This is a genomic window from Leptothoe sp. PORK10 BA2 (assembly GCF_034932105.1).
Classification (GTDB): domain Bacteria; phylum Cyanobacteriota; class Cyanobacteriia; order Phormidesmidales; family Phormidesmidaceae; genus Leptothoe.
The window spans coordinates 1-14,422 of sequence record NZ_JAYGIG010000115.1; the positions used below are offsets into that span (position 1 = coordinate 1).

Here is a 14,422-nt window from a genome sequence, read left to right on the forward strand (position 1 = left end):
GCGGTCTTGTCGGTGGCGTTTAGCCCCGATGGTCAGCGCATCGTCAGTGGCAGTTTCGACAATACGCTGCGGCTGTGGGATGCCAACACGGGCGCACCCATCGGCGCACCGCTCGCAGGCCATGGGGATGCGGTCTTGTCGGTGGCGTTTAGCCCCGATGGTCAGCGCATCGTCAGTGGCAGTTTCGACAATACGCTGCGGCTGTGGGATGCCAACACGGGCGCACCCATCGGCGCACCGCTCGCAGGCCATGGGGCTGCGGTCTTTTCGGTGGCGTTTAGCCCCGATGGTCAGCGCATCGTCAGTGGCAGTTTAGACAATACGCTGCGGCTGTGGGATGCCAACACGGGCGCACCCATCGGCGCACCGCTCGCAGGCCATGGGGCTGCGGTCTGGTCGGTGGCGTTTAGCCCCGATGGTCAGCGCATCGTCAGTGGCAGTTTCGACAATACGCTGCGGCTGTGGGATGTTTCTCCAGCGGCTTGGACGGATCTGGCTTGCCGCCGACTACAGTATCACCCACTCCTGAATCAGCCCGAAACCATCACCCCTGACCCAGCGTTCCATGAGGTGGCCGCTCGGAGCAGAGCGGTCTGCCAGCAGCGAGCATGGTGGCGTTCAACCCGTTCTAACCAGGTTCCCACTAACTGGTTTGGCAGCCTCATCCACCGAGTCGCCAGTCTGTTCGGGCAAGGATAGTATTCAGGAGTCAGGAGTCAGGAGTCAGGAGTCAGGAGTCAGGAGTCAGGAGTCAGGGCCTCACTGGCTTCTGGCTTCTGGTCCCGGATTCTCCACCTAGCCAGAATTTTTCGGCTTAAGTTGACACCCCGTTTACCCGACTTAACCCCAGATAGACACTAGAAAACCCCATCTGGGCACTTGGGTTAAGCACCAGACGGGGGTGGTAAGGCTAACAGCGGGTAATAACTCAAAGCGGGATGTTTTTTCAAGGAGAGTATTCAGAAACCAGAAGCCAGGAATCAGAGTCTCACTGACTTCTGACTTCTGGCTTCTGACTCCTCACCTAGCTAGAATTTCACGGCTTAAGGTGATACCGCTAACAGCAGCTCAATCACCAGCATTTAGAACCGAACTGGGTTGCCGGTAATACTCTGGAACTCAAAGGTGCCAACAGTCTCACGGTAGGTGTAACGAGTGTCGCGCAGCATGCTGATGGCCAGGCGCTCACCCAACAGATTACCACCGGTTTCGATGCCCGTACCGGGGCGACCATGACCCGCATTTCGCCCGGAGAGGGTGCCATCGGTGCGCCAGTGCATCCCTGCCCCATCGCGGAACAGTGTCACGTTGGAAATCAGCTTGTTCAGCTCACCGTGGATAGTCAGGGGTTCACCCTTAGTGTGGTAGTCAACCAGCTTAGAACCACCCTCAACTGGCACTTTGGGGTTGGGGAAGAGACCATCGGCAAAGTAAGCCTTAGCCACCGTCGCCGATGCCGCCGCAAAGGCCGAGTGTCCACCGGGGTAGGCCGGGTGGGTGGGCGACCCTTCGGGGAAGGCCATGGGTAGCAGCCAACTGCCGTTGCGATCGCATCGGTTTTGAGCAATATTTTGCTGGCGGTTGTGCTCATAGATGCGATCGAGTACCTCGGTGTGCCGCCACACATCGGCCCCTGCGCCAAACAATTCATTAAACTTCTCATTGTTGCAAGGGGTGTCAGCATGACCGCCCAGAAGGCCACTGCGGAAGAGTTCTAGCCGCTGGGCATAGACCTCGGGGCGCAGACGGCGGTGCAAACACCACTTCTGGAACCAAGCGTGCTTCAGGGCATAAACCCCGGCCATCCCAGCCTGAATGCTGATGTCGGGCGCGCCTAGGCTACCAAAGGGAACGGAGGTGGTGATGTCTACACCATAGGGAATCGCCTTCGAAGCCGCCGCCTTCTGACCCAACAGCATGAGGGTAGCCCACAGCCCCGCTTGGTGCGGCAAGTCGATGTGCACCCACTGCCCAGCATCCCGCATGGTGGTGATATAGCGACTGCCATCCAGGATATCGGTACCGCTGGGGTCGATGTCGCCATTGTTGACCTGGTTCCAGCTGTTGAGGTCGGTCATGTAGTCGACACCGGGGCGCGGGTAGCGCTGCTGCTGACGAATGGGCTGGTTGCCAAAGTTAAAGTCTTGCAGCAAAAATTGCGATACATGGGGGCCGACATCGCAGCCTTCATAGGGGGCTCGAAAAACAGTTTGGGGGGTGCAAACAAAGCCAAACTGCTCGTCAAAGCCCAGGGCATTGAGGTCATCGCAGGCCGCTTGAATCAGGCCGCTATTGGCGTACTGGTCAAAGGGGATATCGCGGCAGAGAGCCATCCAATAGCGCTCAACCATGTCGATGGCGGTGCTGCGGCTGTCAAAAGTGGGAGCCGCAGCCATGCGAGCCCCGTTAGAGTCATTGCCAATCAGCTCAAAGGAAAACGCATTCAGTGGGTTGACTAGCTGGCGCTTGCCGCCGCCCAGTTGCACCTGCTCAAGCGCCTCTTGAGTACCAACTTGCAATGCATCGAGCAGCGATTGAAACGAGCTCGGGTCAACCAGGCCATTGGCATTGTGGGTCAGGCTCTTAGTGAATGAAGCAAAGCCAGGCAACCCAATGTTCTTAAATCGAACTTCGTCACCGTTAACGGGGGCTGACGTGACGTTAAACTCATTGGCGGCAGCGTCACGTTGTTGGTCACGCAGATCCGCCGCTTCGGTGCGGCGAGCTTCGTAATCGTGCTGTTGAGCAGTGTTGGACGGACAATCAACCATTGGAATATTCCTCATTAGTGAATGGGCTAGTGAATCGCCAACTTCGGATTGAGTGGCGTTACTCTCTGAATCGACCCCAAGGCGCGCCAAGCTTGTTGGTCCTAGGGCATTACTCTCTAAATCGACCCCAGGGCGAGCCAACCTTGTTGGTCCTAGGGCGTTACTCTCTAAATCGACCCCAGGGCGAGCCAAGATTGTTGGTCCTGCGGGCGTAAATAACCACTTCAAAAATTTGACCATCGTCCTGGAATCCATAGAGCAGGCAGGAGGGTAAAACAGAACTTGTGAGCCATCGCGCTTGAATGGGTCAAGCACCGCTGAGGCAGCGGGAAAACCCTCATTCATCACTGAAAGTAATGGTGGTGGGCTTTAGCCGTTGCGATAGTCCAAAGGTAAACGAGACTAAACGGCAAATCACAGTACTCGCTCGGGTACTCTTTGTCGCTATTGCTGATTCTGTTGCAACAAGCGGACATCATTGCTGGTTCCGTTGCAACAAGCGGACATCAGCCGGGTAGAGCAGCGCGATACCGGGCGACGGTATCGCGCGACGTGGAGCCGTCTAATGCTGTGTAGCTCACGCTGTGCGACGGGGTGAGCGGGGTATTGGGTGGAGCGATGTTGGGTTGCGATCGCAGGGTAACCCGATGCGTCATCGGATCGCCCCTACCCGTTCCCTATGACTTCCTCAGAACCGTTTAAGTGGCGTCATTTTAATGTCTTAGCTGTGGCCCACTAGCGAGGGACAAGCGGAACTTTGACGTGCCGGTGTGAGTACACGGGCACAACGGTTTTTCTAAGCTGCTGAGGTGGAAGGGGTAGCAGCTGGCGGTACTCCGTGGGCTGAGGGTTTGGGTGGTTGATGTTGGTTGCGTTGGCGAAGCCTCTCCCCTGGAGAATCTCAAAGTCTAGAAGGGCTTAAATCGATGCGCGCGGTGCAACTAATCAAATTGAAGCGTAACGTTCCCAATCACCCGCCGCAGACAATCTTAAACTCCAACCAACAACCTCTCGGTGGTCGGTGTGCATTGGGTTTGTTATGCATTGATTGCTTTAACCCTAATGTACAGATCTTTTAGATGCCTAGGTGCCATATCTAAAATTGGCTCATACATGAACGAGTTAATATGTATATTCTCAGGTGTCATCAAATTAACCTGCTCAAGAAGCTTTACAGCTTCGATCTCAGAAGGATAATCTGTCCTAAATCGTTTGAGTAATTTTATAGTCTGATTACTTGTTATTGAATCAACGAAGGACTGATCGGCAATTTTATTAATCATAAATTCTTCTGAATTTAGACGAATAGCTATTGACAAAATGATTTTGCTTTCTAGTTCTGCTGCTTCATCTACCTCACTCAAAATCACTTCCGATATTTCATGTATAAGATCAATTACGATCTTATCTGGGTTTGCCAGAGCAAGATCTGACTTATCTTTTAGAATGGCAGCATATATCGTGTTCAACTCCTTGATAGATATGCTTTTAGTGTCTGACTTGAGATGAAGTAATGAAGTGAGCTTTGTAAATTCATCATGCCAGCCACAATATTCAGCAAGATTTCTTACAAATGGAATCGCAGATATTATGAATTTCTCATCGCAAAAATTTTCTTTCCAGTGGTTAAATGGATTATTTTGATATTTCTCCTGAGCCAGGGACAAGTTACATCCATTCTTAACGGCGAAGAGCCTATTTTCTCGTGGGATACCTAATCTACCTGAAATAGTTCTATGAAAATCAAAATTATGGGTCAAAAATATCGAGCAAAAATTTGCTAATTCTGATATGTCTTTTAGGTATTCAACTATTGCATATTTATTTTTATAGTCAAAAGAATCAGCAATATCATCAACCAAAAGCAAAGTGAAGCCGGATCTTTTCTTCCTCGCATTCAATTCAAACAATATATTGAGAATATAAAGCGCCCTTTTTTCACCTTGACTTAAAATCTTTAGGAGCGAGTTCCTCTCAATATCTGCTGATTTTCGATCATCAGAGAAACTAAATGAAATCTGCGGAGAAGATCCCTTTAAAATTACATCTTCTTGGTTAGATACCTCAACTGTGAAAGGGACAGAAAATCTGTTATTAAATAATTTAACTACTTCCTCCCACTCTGTTTTTTCGCTTTTAGCAGCATCTATTGCTTGCTTAATAATAATCTTTCCGCTATTGTACTCTTGCAGTAATTCAGTTAGTACATCTTGCTGAGTGTTTAGGTAAGCTATCCAAACATCCTGTTGAAGTTTCTTATAATCCAGAAGTTCCGCTACAATATCTTGATTTTCAAATAAATAATCTCGAAATTTTCTGAGTTCCGCATTTGTGAGTTTCTTATCAATAGCATCAAATTTTTTTGACAACTCTTCATCTGAGAGTATTTTTTCTTTCTCTTCTTCTATTTTATCCTCTAATTGCTTTGCAGAGGTTATCTCTTCCTTATCTTTTCCATCAAAAAGATTGACTGAATGATTCGCGGAAAAAAATCCATTATCAGAAAGATTTTTTTGGATGGTTTTTGCATGATAATGGTTGAACGACTTATTTAGAATGGGGGATTTTTCAACCAGCTCATTATATTTCTCAATGTACTCACTTAGTTGTGAGCTGATCTGACCTGAATTAAGAAAAGAAATAGTTTTTTCATTGAATAGCTCAATATATTTTAGTGATGATAAACGCTCATCTGAACTATTTTGGATTTTTTCTTCTATTATTTCAAATAGATTAAAAATAGAGCTTTGCTCGAATACTTTCAGTAGTTCACTTTCAGGGGTTGCTGATTTTCCAGTAAGTCCTGAAAGTTTTTTTAGCTCTTTAAATAAGGCTTCTTTCTTCTCATCGATTTTTAACAATGCATCATCATATTGCTTCTTTATTGTTTGATTAACTAAAAGCAAAGATGTTTTGTCTGAGCTAAAATCTTGATTATATGGCTCAATGACAAGTATATTTTCTCCATTCAGAGAGACTAAGGTCTCATCTTTTATTTCTCTTTTGCATAAACGCTCAGGGAATACTAAGTCTCTGGATTCTTCATTCTTGCATAAGTCGGAGAACGTTTTAGAAAGCGATGTCTTCATGAATCCATTCGGAGCATAAACAGAATAAGTTCTCGACTTGACGAAACTGAAAGTATAAGTTAATTCTTTAATTCCGTAGCAGTTCTCCAAAACAATCGAAATCTTCTGCATGTATTCCTCTTTGTATGAAATTCATTGAGCGGCATAACGTTCAAAGTGAGCCGCGAGTATGGCTGGCGCGTTTTGTGCTGCTCGGAGCACAAAACGTGACAGCCATGCTCGTTGGCTCCACTGCCTTGTTAGCCTCTGTTTCATGGGCTTATTCTTTCAGATTTTATTGGATAGTAAGATTCGCGAGGTAATCCATTTATCTTTAGCTTATCGAATAGAGGTCGAATAGAAAGACCACTTTCGAAACCAGATTCACTTTGCACATGAAAATGCAAATGAGGCTCCGACGAATTGCCTGAATTTCCGCAGGAACCAAGTCTATCGCCCGCGCTAACCAAATCTCCAACGCGTTTGGAAACTGAACCATTCTTCAGGTGAGCATAAACGGATACAAAGCCTAACGAATCCTGAATCATCACTACGTTTCCATATACCATTTGTGGATTCATCTTCCCCGGAATGTTGTCTGGGATACCATCCACCGAAACAACTACCTTTCCTTCATGTGCAGCAAGAATATCTTTGTTCCAGCAATAATAATCCTCATTTTTTCGACCATCAAATTTATGTGATTTCTCTTCTTTAGAATGAATAACCAAATCTAAAGCGAAATTCTGCACCCCTATACCATGATGAGCATTTTGTTCAGGCGTCTCTCCACCCCAAAATACGAACCACTCACCTTCAAATGGAACTTTCGATAATCGGGCATTACTGTAGTTTGTTTTTGTGGGCTCAGCTTTAACATCCGGTTGAATTTTTATCCACGCCCAGATAAACAAAGCTATGAAGCCAATAATAAGGCCACTGATAAATATTGTTATGGATTTCATTTTTTGGCTAACGTCGCCCATCACCCGCCACAGACAACCTCTGCATCCTACAGATCCACTTTCGGTGGTCGGTGTGCATGGGCATTGTTAGGGTGGTCAGCAAACTTACTAGCATTTCCCAAACTACGAAGTGCCTGGAGAATGCTAGCGTCAAATATCTCACTGAGCTATTCTGGAGATTTATTGTTTATCTAAAGTTATTTTAAACCTATTTCCATTGTTGTCGATATACTCACCAAACAAATCACCATTGTCTTGTACATTTAGAGTAACCTCACCAGTTTCTCCATCAATAAAACTTTCATAATCTAAAACTATTTTTCTTCCTGTAATATTTCCTTTTCCTTGAGATATAAATTTACCCTGCAAATCAAACTCATCTAAAACAATAGAAGTATTTTGTTGTTTAAGATCGTAAGTAAGACCTCCACCTCCATCACCTCCAACACTAATGTACCTTCCTGCAACATCCAGCACTACGCCAGGTACGTCTTGCCCAGAAATAGGTATACGGGCAAGAACTTCTCCATTTTGAAGCTCCAAGAATATCTGCTCTGTCTTATTAGATAGAACAACTGTAGATGGTGCTGCTGCTAAATCTGCACCGTCTACAGCACGAGCAATTCTGATAGTCAATAAATAAGGATTATTGACCGTAACCCCATCAGTTTCATCAACAATAGAAGAATCAAAATTTTTCACTTTAAGCATGACACTTCCCTTGTCGAAGTTGTATCCCGCAACGTTAACAGTCTCCGTAATACTGCCAATTCGTCTAAGGTCAATGGAATTAGGACTCGTGCTACAAACAACTGGGATATTGAATGGATTAGCTCTTTCTGCGATATTTACTGCCCTTGCAATTTCATTACGCAACTCAATCAGTTCCGACTGGGTTCTTTGAAGAAGAAAATCTATATTGCATCTAAACTCTATACCAATTCCAAAAGTCGTATCACTAATAATACGTGGTATTCCCTTGTTGACTATACTATCTAGCGAATCTCTCCACTCTTTAGATTCTTCCTGAACAGATTGTCTCCAGGATCTTGATTCTTGATTAATTTTAGTTAATTGCTTATCTAAATCCTTGCCTAGGCTATCTATCGTTTCTCTCCATTTCGAAGATTCACTAGAAATTGAATCAATAGCATTATCTATCCTATCGACTACGTTTTTAGCTGCTCTTACTGCAAGAAAACCGCCAATTATCAAACCAACCATGTAGTTACCTCATAATTACGCAAAACTAAAATCATAGATGATCGAAATTTAAATCTGGAGTATCTATTGTTATTTTTTGCCATAAGTATGTGAGCTTAAGGCATTAGAACACTGGCTATTGTTTATGCGGAGCGGTTCCTTCCCAGGCAGTCGGGTAAAGGAGAGAGTTTTAGATATAGCCCCCTCCCTCCCCTCAGAACCGTACGTACAACTTTCACTGTATACGGCTCAAGCAACGCCTTGAAATTCGGTGTCTCCGATTCTTAACAACCCTTGCGGATTGTCCTGACGGTTACGTTTACAAACCGAGGTTTGCACCTAACTTTTCCCAATCAGTTACGTTTCATCTCACTTGCGCTCAAGTTGCCACCTGTCCCAAGTCTGCACCCTTTCGGGTTAGGCACAAGCCCTATCTGCCCCGTTATGATTTCCGGTTACCTTTCGGTTGGCAGCTTTCGCTTCTTGGGACATCCTGTTTCCGCTAGAGGTGTCAGCATCGGTTACCCTTTACTTACCTAAGAATGAAGGCATTCCCAGGACTCTATCGGAGTTCCCTCGTTCCATACGGGGTGGAGATATGATTGCCTTAGGACTCCTCTTTACTCCGGGGGCGAGGTGTTCCCAGCCGATACTTAGACGCTACCGACCCTCATTTGCCCCATAATGCTCGTATCAGCCAATTTCAAGCACTTAAATTAACGAAGCCTCATCAAGGATTCATTTGCATTATCCGTAGCAATCTTGCCCTAGCCCTGATACAAATTTTGGCTCTTGTACCATTAGGCAATTGACCTCTTCTGCTGATACTGCCCCTCCATTACTGGTTGAACATTCCGAGGCGGACATCCGTCTGAACACTGACGGGGAAGGACTTTTGGAATCCTTCCAGCTCCCCCGAACGACTTCGAGTCGCGCGCCTAACAACTTATTATACGGAAACTTTCCGTATATCTACCCCACACAAGGTAAATACCCCGAAACTTTCCATGTATCTACCCCATAGAGCAGATTATACCGAAACTTTCCGTATAATATCCCGCTCAGGTGTGTTACCCCGAAACTTTCCGTATAAACTCAGAATCCTATACGGAGATTGCCGTGTGATATTAAGGACATTCCTGAAATCCGTTACTTGATTTGCCATGTCCTCTCAACCCAAATTGCTTGATCAAGTTCGGGACGTGCTGCGGTTGAGGCACTATTCTTACGAAACGGAAAAAAGTTATATCCATTGGATCAAGCGCTTCATTCGCTTTCATCAAATGAAACCGCCTCGGGAGATGGGTGCTGCTGAAGTGGAGGCATTTTTGACTCATGTTAGAGGGGTAGTGCAAGCATAGCTGCTATCAAGTGCCATAAGCTCAAAAGCACTACTACATAAGGGTTTCAGGTTAGTTCTTTTGAACTACTTTTCTGAAAGGAATTCAGAATTTTCCTGTACGCTTAACGAGTTTACGTTGTTTCAGGCTTCGCCTTTACCCTTATGGCACTTTGTTGCAGCTACGCTTGTAGCACCCCTACACAGGGTTGAGATCGCAACCCAACTGTCACACAACAAACCACCCTCAAACACTCATTCCACGGTTCCAATCGCCGCCACCGGCCGCTGCGCACTGTCACACCACAACCACCCCTGTGACCCCCATCACCAACATTCCTCAGCCAAACTCAGAAACCCCTTAAGCAACCCTCAGGTACCCGTCAGATGACGTTCAGGTAGCTGCTGCATTCTAGTAATCAATGAAGCCAGTAAACACACTTCACCGATTCACCAAGGAGCTTTAACCATGAAACGCACTATCCTTTCCGCCTTAACCGTCCTCGTTGCCGCCGCCGCTCTGGCCCCTATCGCTTCCGCCGTTGAGCCCGCTAGCTTCAATATTCAGTCCACTCGCCTCGAAGAACTAGACGCCCGCACCAAGAACGACGTCCACAAACTACGCATCGAGCACCTAAACACCCAGACCAAAGCCATCGAAGATATTCAAGCGACTCGGCTAGAGGCCCTAGACGCCCGCACTAAGGCTGTCGAAAATATCCAAGCTGAGCGCCTAAACGCCCTGGATGCTCGCACCAAAGCCGTTGAGAACATCCAAGCTGAGCGCCTAAACGCCCTGGACGCTCGGACTAAGAACGACGTTCACAAGCTCCGCATTGAGCACCTAAACAACCAAACCAAGGCCGTTGAGGATATTCAGGCTGAGCGGTTGAATGCGCTGGATGCTCGTACCAAAACTGTAGACAACATCCAGGAAGCTCGCCTCGATGCGCTGGACGCTCGTACTAAGTCCGTCGTTCGCTGACAGAGCGGAGCGCGCTTAGGCTAGCCAAGTTTGGGTGCCTAGCGCGTCTCCGTGCGTCAGTGAAGCTTCATTACCTTTCGTGAGGCACCCTTCTCTAATCAGACTCTCCCTACACACACTTCGAGCCTCTGCCACGGCAGGGGCTTTTTTGTGGGAGAAGGTTGCGAGCTCAACCAACCACGACCGCAGCCCCAACCCGCTAGCGCACCAGCCGCACTCGAACGCGCCCGCCCCGCTGACCGCCGCGTAGAACAACCTGACCCTGAGGCACCACCACCGGCACCGACACAGCAAACTGACCAGGCCCACCGGCCACCGAACGCACTAACACCGAGTAGCCCACCACAGCGGACCACTTGGCCGCAAACGCTGACGGCAGCTGGGTAAACCAACACTCGGCCACGTAGCCCGTAAAGGACCACTCAGACTCGCGCCAGGCGCACTCAACCGCGCCAAACTCAGCGGCCAAACTAGAAACAAACTCAAATGGAACAGAATGCATAAACCAAACCAACGCAACACGCCCCATTGACCCAATGGCAACGCGTTGGTCTTTTACCGTAACCCAGCGTCAAGCGTACTTATGACCGAAGTTCGACCACGCTGTTGAAAATAGAGCCGTGAAGGCAACATATTATTTCTTGTAGGGGATGCATAATCTCCTATTTTTTTGCCTTCCTATTTCCTAAAAAAATTGCCAAATATAGGCTTCGAGTGCCTTGTCACCCTTTAAGTAATTTCTAGGCCCTAGCACGCTTTTCGTATTCCCCAACACAAACTTGAACGATTTCCGTCCATCCGGTTCCATGGAATGCGAAAATAGCCCTTGACAACGAACGTCACAAGGGAGATATGACATGGCTGCATTTCCAATTGACCTAGGCGCTTATCAGCGCATCAGTCTTGATCCGTCCACACCGACGCTGACCGGTGATCAGCGCCAGGCTATCCAAGCAAACATCCAGCTTTGCCGCGATGCCATAGTCTTTTTTACAGCCACTGGCGCTGCCCGGGGTGTTGGCGGTCACACGGGGGGCCCCTACGACACCGTGCCCGAGGTAATGCTGCTGGATGCCATTTTCCGAGGTGCCCCCGATAGCTACGTCCCCACTTTCTTTGATGAAGCCGGACACCGGGTTGGGACTCAGTATTTAATGTCCACCCTGAATGGTGACCTGCCAGCTGAGCAGCTGATGAACTATCGGGCAGCCGGGTCTCACCTGCCCGGACACCCTGAGTTGGGCCTCACCCCCGGTGTGAAATTTAGCTCCGGTCGTCTCGGTCACATGTGGCCCTATGTCAACGGCGTTGCCCTAGCTAACCCTGGCAAAGCCGTTTTCTGCCTCGGTTCCGATGGTTCTCAGCAAGAAGGTAACGACGCTGAAGCTGCCCGTCTGGCCGTCGCCCAGCACATCAATGTAAAATTGCTGATTGATGACAACGACGTCACCATTGCTGGTAATCCTTCCAAGTATCTGCCTGGTTACAGCGTTAAGAAAACCCTAGAAGGCCATGGCCTTAAGGTGTTGGAGTGCAACGGTGAAGATATCGATGCGCTATATGCCAACATCTGCGAAGCTATCAACACCCCTGGCCCCATCGCCGTCATCCTTAAGCGCCCCATGTGCCCCGGCATTGATGGTCTAGAAGGGTCCAACCACGGCCACGACGTGATTTCTGTTCCCGCCGCTGTCAAGTATTTAGAAGCTCGGGGCCATCAAGCTGCGGCTGACATTCTTACCAATACTAAAGCGCCCAAAAATCCCAACACCTATAGTGGCTCCTCCGACAAGATGGGCTCTAACCGGAATGTCTTTGGTGAAGCGGTGGTTGAAGTGCTCAGCGGTATGAGCGAAACCGAGCGCAAGGACAATGTCCTAGTGATCGATAGCGACCTAGAAGGGTCCTGCGGTTTAGTCCACATCCACGAGGCCCATCCCGAAATCTTTATCCATGGTGGTATCCAAGAGCGGGGCAACCTGTCTGCGGCGGCTGGTTTTGGGATGGAGAAAGGTAAGCAAGGGATCTTTGCTACCTTTAGCGCCTTCCTAGAGATGTGTATCTCTGAGATCACCATGGCCCGGCTCAACTATTCCAATCTGCTGTGCCATTTCTCCCATGCTGGTATTGACGACATGGCCGACAACACTTGCCATTTTGGCATGAACAACCTGTTCGCCGACAATGGTTTGGAGGACAGCCACCCCACCAACATCTACTTCCCCGCTGACGCGAACCAAATGCGTGCCTGTGTGAAGTCAGTCTTCCATGATCCCGGTCTGCGCTTTATCTTCTCCACCCGTTCTAAGGTGCCGATGATTTTGGACGCCGCTGGCAATGAGCTGTTTGGCGGTGACTACACCTTTACTTCAGGTAAGGACGACATTGTTCGGGAAGGTACTGCGGGCTACGTTGTGGCCTTTGGTGCGGCCCTTTACCGTGCCCTAGATGCTGTTGAGAAGCTCAAGGCCGAAGGGATTGATGTGGGTTTGATCAACAAGGGGACTCTCAACGTAGTTGATGAAGAGATTCTGGCTAAGATTGGTGGCTCCCCCATGGTATTGGTGGTTGAGTCCTTTAACCGTCGTACTGGTCTGGGTAGCCGCATGGGTTCTTGGTTGTTGGAGCGGGGTCTGACTCCTAAGTATGGCTACATCGGCACCCACATTGAAGGGGGCGGTGGTCTTTGGGAACAGTTCCCTCACCAGGGTATTGATTCTAGCGGTGTTGTTGCTAAGGTGAAAGAGCTACTGGGTTAATTGCAGTAAAAAGTCTCTCATAATCCTTTTAGTAAAAGCAACAGAGTCTTACGGGACTCTGTTGCTTTTTATTGAGATTACCAACACTATAGCGCTCAAGCCATTCTGGCTGGCGCTGAAACCGCAACCATTCTGGCGCTACAACGGCCAGAGCGTTTAAGGTTGCACGAAACGTTATAAGTTCTGTAAAGCAGGGTGTTATCACGCAAAAATGCTGGATTAAGATGCAGAAGTGTGGATCTTATCCAGCAGATCTGACGTTGAATGACAAGTTATGCGGCTCAGGTTGTAGTTTATGGCATTTCCCTTGGCCCACTGTGGTGAAGCGCAATGTTATCGAATTGCCGAATAGGAGGAACGTTGGAGGGAAGGATGCAAGAGATTTGGGAACGAATAGAAAATTGGCTAAGAGTTAATGCTCCACAAGTTTTTGAGGTGCTACAACCAGGCGCTTCAGATGCTCAAATCGCAGAACTAGAAAATTTTCTCTCCATTCAGTTTCCTGAAGACATCAAGACTTCATATCGTATTCATGACGGGCAATCAACATTTGATTACGGGTTAATCAACGGGCGAGAGCTTCTTTCTCTGGAGCGTATTAGAAGTGAGTGGCAAGTTTGGAAAGAGCTTCTAGATAGCGGGACGTTTCAGAATAAAGATGGGCAAGACCAAGGAAGTGAGCCCGCACCAGGGATTTGCAATGTGTGGTGGAGTTCAAAGTGGATACCACTTACGTATGATGGTGCTGGCAACCATGATTGTCTAGATCTAATTCCTGCGACGGGAGGAACGAATGGACAAATCATTTCGATGTGGCATGATGATGCTGAAAGGAATATTGTTGCACCAAGCTTTTGCAAGTGGTTGGAGCAATATGCTGAGGGGCTAGAATCGGGACAATTTGTTTTCTCTGAGGAATACAATGGGATAATGAACAGAACTGATCTGTGGTGACATAAGAAGGAGTTAGAGATCGACAGAAATTATTTCTCTCTGTCGTTTGGGGTCAACTGCTCACACAGGTCCAAAATACTACAGATATTGCCGCTTCGTTTGGCGTTGAGATTGTTCTTAAGCCATTGTCTGACTGGGCTTATCAGGAATGGTGCAAGATCTGAGGTAATCCACCCCGTCGCCCCTCCTAGGAATTGACGAGTGGCCTGATGAACGGTTAACCCCACCCCGTTGCCCCTCCTAGGAATTTGACGGAGTGGCTTGAACGGTTAACCCACCCCGTTGCCCCTCCCAGGAGGGGAAAATGTCTTGTCTAGTGCTTAGGGTGCTTGGGGAAAACGTCTTGTCTAGTGCCTATGGTGCTTGCTGTTACTAGGA

At 48.1% G+C, this 14,422-nt stretch carries 10 protein-coding genes and 1 pseudogene; 5 read left to right on the plus strand and 6 right to left on the minus strand.

From position 1 onward, the window contains the following. Positions 1–699: pseudogene (locus tag VB741_RS15955) on the plus strand (WD40 repeat domain-containing protein); the annotation flags it as partial. 383 nt (positions 700–1,082) lie between these two features. Here the strand turns inward: VB741_RS15955 and VB741_RS15960 are convergent. The 5 genes from VB741_RS15960 to VB741_RS15980 form a co-directional block, all read right to left on the minus strand. Next, positions 1,083–2,771 (minus strand): hypothetical protein, encoded by a 1,689-nt coding sequence (locus VB741_RS15960; protein ID WP_323366176.1) that lies wholly within the window; start codon positions 2,769–2,771, stop codon positions 1,083–1,085. 506 nt (positions 2,772–3,277) lie between these two features. After that, a complete protein-coding gene (locus VB741_RS15965) occupies positions 3,278–3,427 on the minus strand; it encodes a hypothetical protein (RefSeq protein WP_323366177.1) in 150 nt (49 codons plus the stop codon). Positions 3,428–3,808: 381 nt separating this feature from the next. After that, complete coding sequence (locus VB741_RS15970) at positions 3,809–5,860, minus strand: hypothetical protein (protein ID WP_323366178.1); 2,052 nt, start codon at positions 5,858–5,860, stop codon at positions 3,809–3,811. A gap of 251 nt (positions 5,861–6,111) precedes the next feature. After that, positions 6,112–6,825 (minus strand): M23 family metallopeptidase, encoded by a 714-nt coding sequence (locus tag VB741_RS15975; protein ID WP_323366179.1) that lies wholly within the window; start codon positions 6,823–6,825, stop codon positions 6,112–6,114. A gap of 159 nt (positions 6,826–6,984) precedes the next feature. Then, positions 6,985–8,028: a hypothetical protein gene (locus tag VB741_RS15980; protein WP_323366180.1), complete on the minus strand. Its 1,044-nt coding sequence runs from the start codon at positions 8,026–8,028 to the stop codon at positions 6,985–6,987. A gap of 1,142 nt (positions 8,029–9,170) precedes the next feature. Here VB741_RS15980 and VB741_RS15985 point away from each other — a divergent pair. Then, complete coding sequence (locus VB741_RS15985; protein WP_323366181.1) at positions 9,171–9,368, plus strand: phage integrase N-terminal SAM-like domain-containing protein; 198 nt, start codon at positions 9,171–9,173, stop codon at positions 9,366–9,368. Between the two features lie 447 nt (positions 9,369–9,815). Continuing rightward, positions 9,816–10,331: a hypothetical protein gene (locus VB741_RS15990; protein WP_323366182.1), complete on the plus strand. Its 516-nt coding sequence runs from the start codon at positions 9,816–9,818 to the stop codon at positions 10,329–10,331. Positions 10,332–10,530: 199 nt separating this feature from the next. Here VB741_RS15990 and VB741_RS15995 read toward each other — a convergent pair whose 3' ends face one another. After that, positions 10,531–10,833 carry a hypothetical protein gene (locus tag VB741_RS15995; protein ID WP_323366183.1) on the minus strand — a complete coding sequence of 101 codons (303 nt, stop codon included), beginning with the start codon at positions 10,831–10,833 and terminating at the stop codon, positions 10,531–10,533. 355 nt (positions 10,834–11,188) lie between these two features. Between VB741_RS15995 and VB741_RS16000 the strand changes: the two genes are divergently transcribed. Continuing rightward, positions 11,189–13,090, plus strand: a complete 1,902-nt coding sequence (locus VB741_RS16000) for a transketolase C-terminal domain-containing protein (RefSeq protein WP_323366184.1) — start codon at positions 11,189–11,191, stop codon at positions 13,088–13,090. Between the two features lie 372 nt (positions 13,091–13,462). Then, positions 13,463–14,044, plus strand: a complete 582-nt coding sequence (locus VB741_RS16005; protein ID WP_323366185.1) for an SMI1/KNR4 family protein — start codon at positions 13,463–13,465, stop codon at positions 14,042–14,044. The last annotated feature ends 378 nt before the right edge of the window (positions 14,045–14,422 follow it).

What these genes read in the sequence shown, in the direction of transcription:
- VB741_RS15990 (WP_323366182.1), top strand. Translation starts at nt 9,816, where the DNA reads ATGAAACGCACTATCCTTTCCGCCTTAACCGTCCTCGTTGCCGCCGCC.
- VB741_RS16005 (WP_323366185.1), top strand. Translation starts at nt 13,463, where the DNA reads ATGCAAGAGATTTGGGAACGAATAGAAAATTGGCTAAGAGTTAATGCT.
- VB741_RS15970 (WP_323366178.1), bottom strand. Translation starts at nt 5,860, where the DNA reads ATGAAGACATCGCTTTCTAAAACGTTCTCCGACTTATGCAAGAATGAA.
- VB741_RS15960 (WP_323366176.1), bottom strand. Translation starts at nt 2,771, where the DNA reads ATGGTTGATTGTCCGTCCAACACTGCTCAACAGCACGATTACGAAGCT.
- VB741_RS15975 (WP_323366179.1), bottom strand. Translation starts at nt 6,825, where the DNA reads ATGGGCGACGTTAGCCAAAAAATGAAATCCATAACAATATTTATCAGT.
- VB741_RS15965 (WP_323366177.1), bottom strand. Translation starts at nt 3,427, where the DNA reads ATGACGCATCGGGTTACCCTGCGATCGCAACCCAACATCGCTCCACCC.
- VB741_RS15985 (WP_323366181.1), top strand. Translation starts at nt 9,171, where the DNA reads ATGTCCTCTCAACCCAAATTGCTTGATCAAGTTCGGGACGTGCTGCGG.
- VB741_RS15980 (WP_323366180.1), bottom strand. Translation starts at nt 8,028, where the DNA reads ATGGTTGGTTTGATAATTGGCGGTTTTCTTGCAGTAAGAGCAGCTAAA.
- VB741_RS16000 (WP_323366184.1), top strand. Translation starts at nt 11,189, where the DNA reads ATGGCTGCATTTCCAATTGACCTAGGCGCTTATCAGCGCATCAGTCTT.
- VB741_RS15995 (WP_323366183.1), bottom strand. Translation starts at nt 10,833, where the DNA reads ATGCATTCTGTTCCATTTGAGTTTGTTTCTAGTTTGGCCGCTGAGTTT.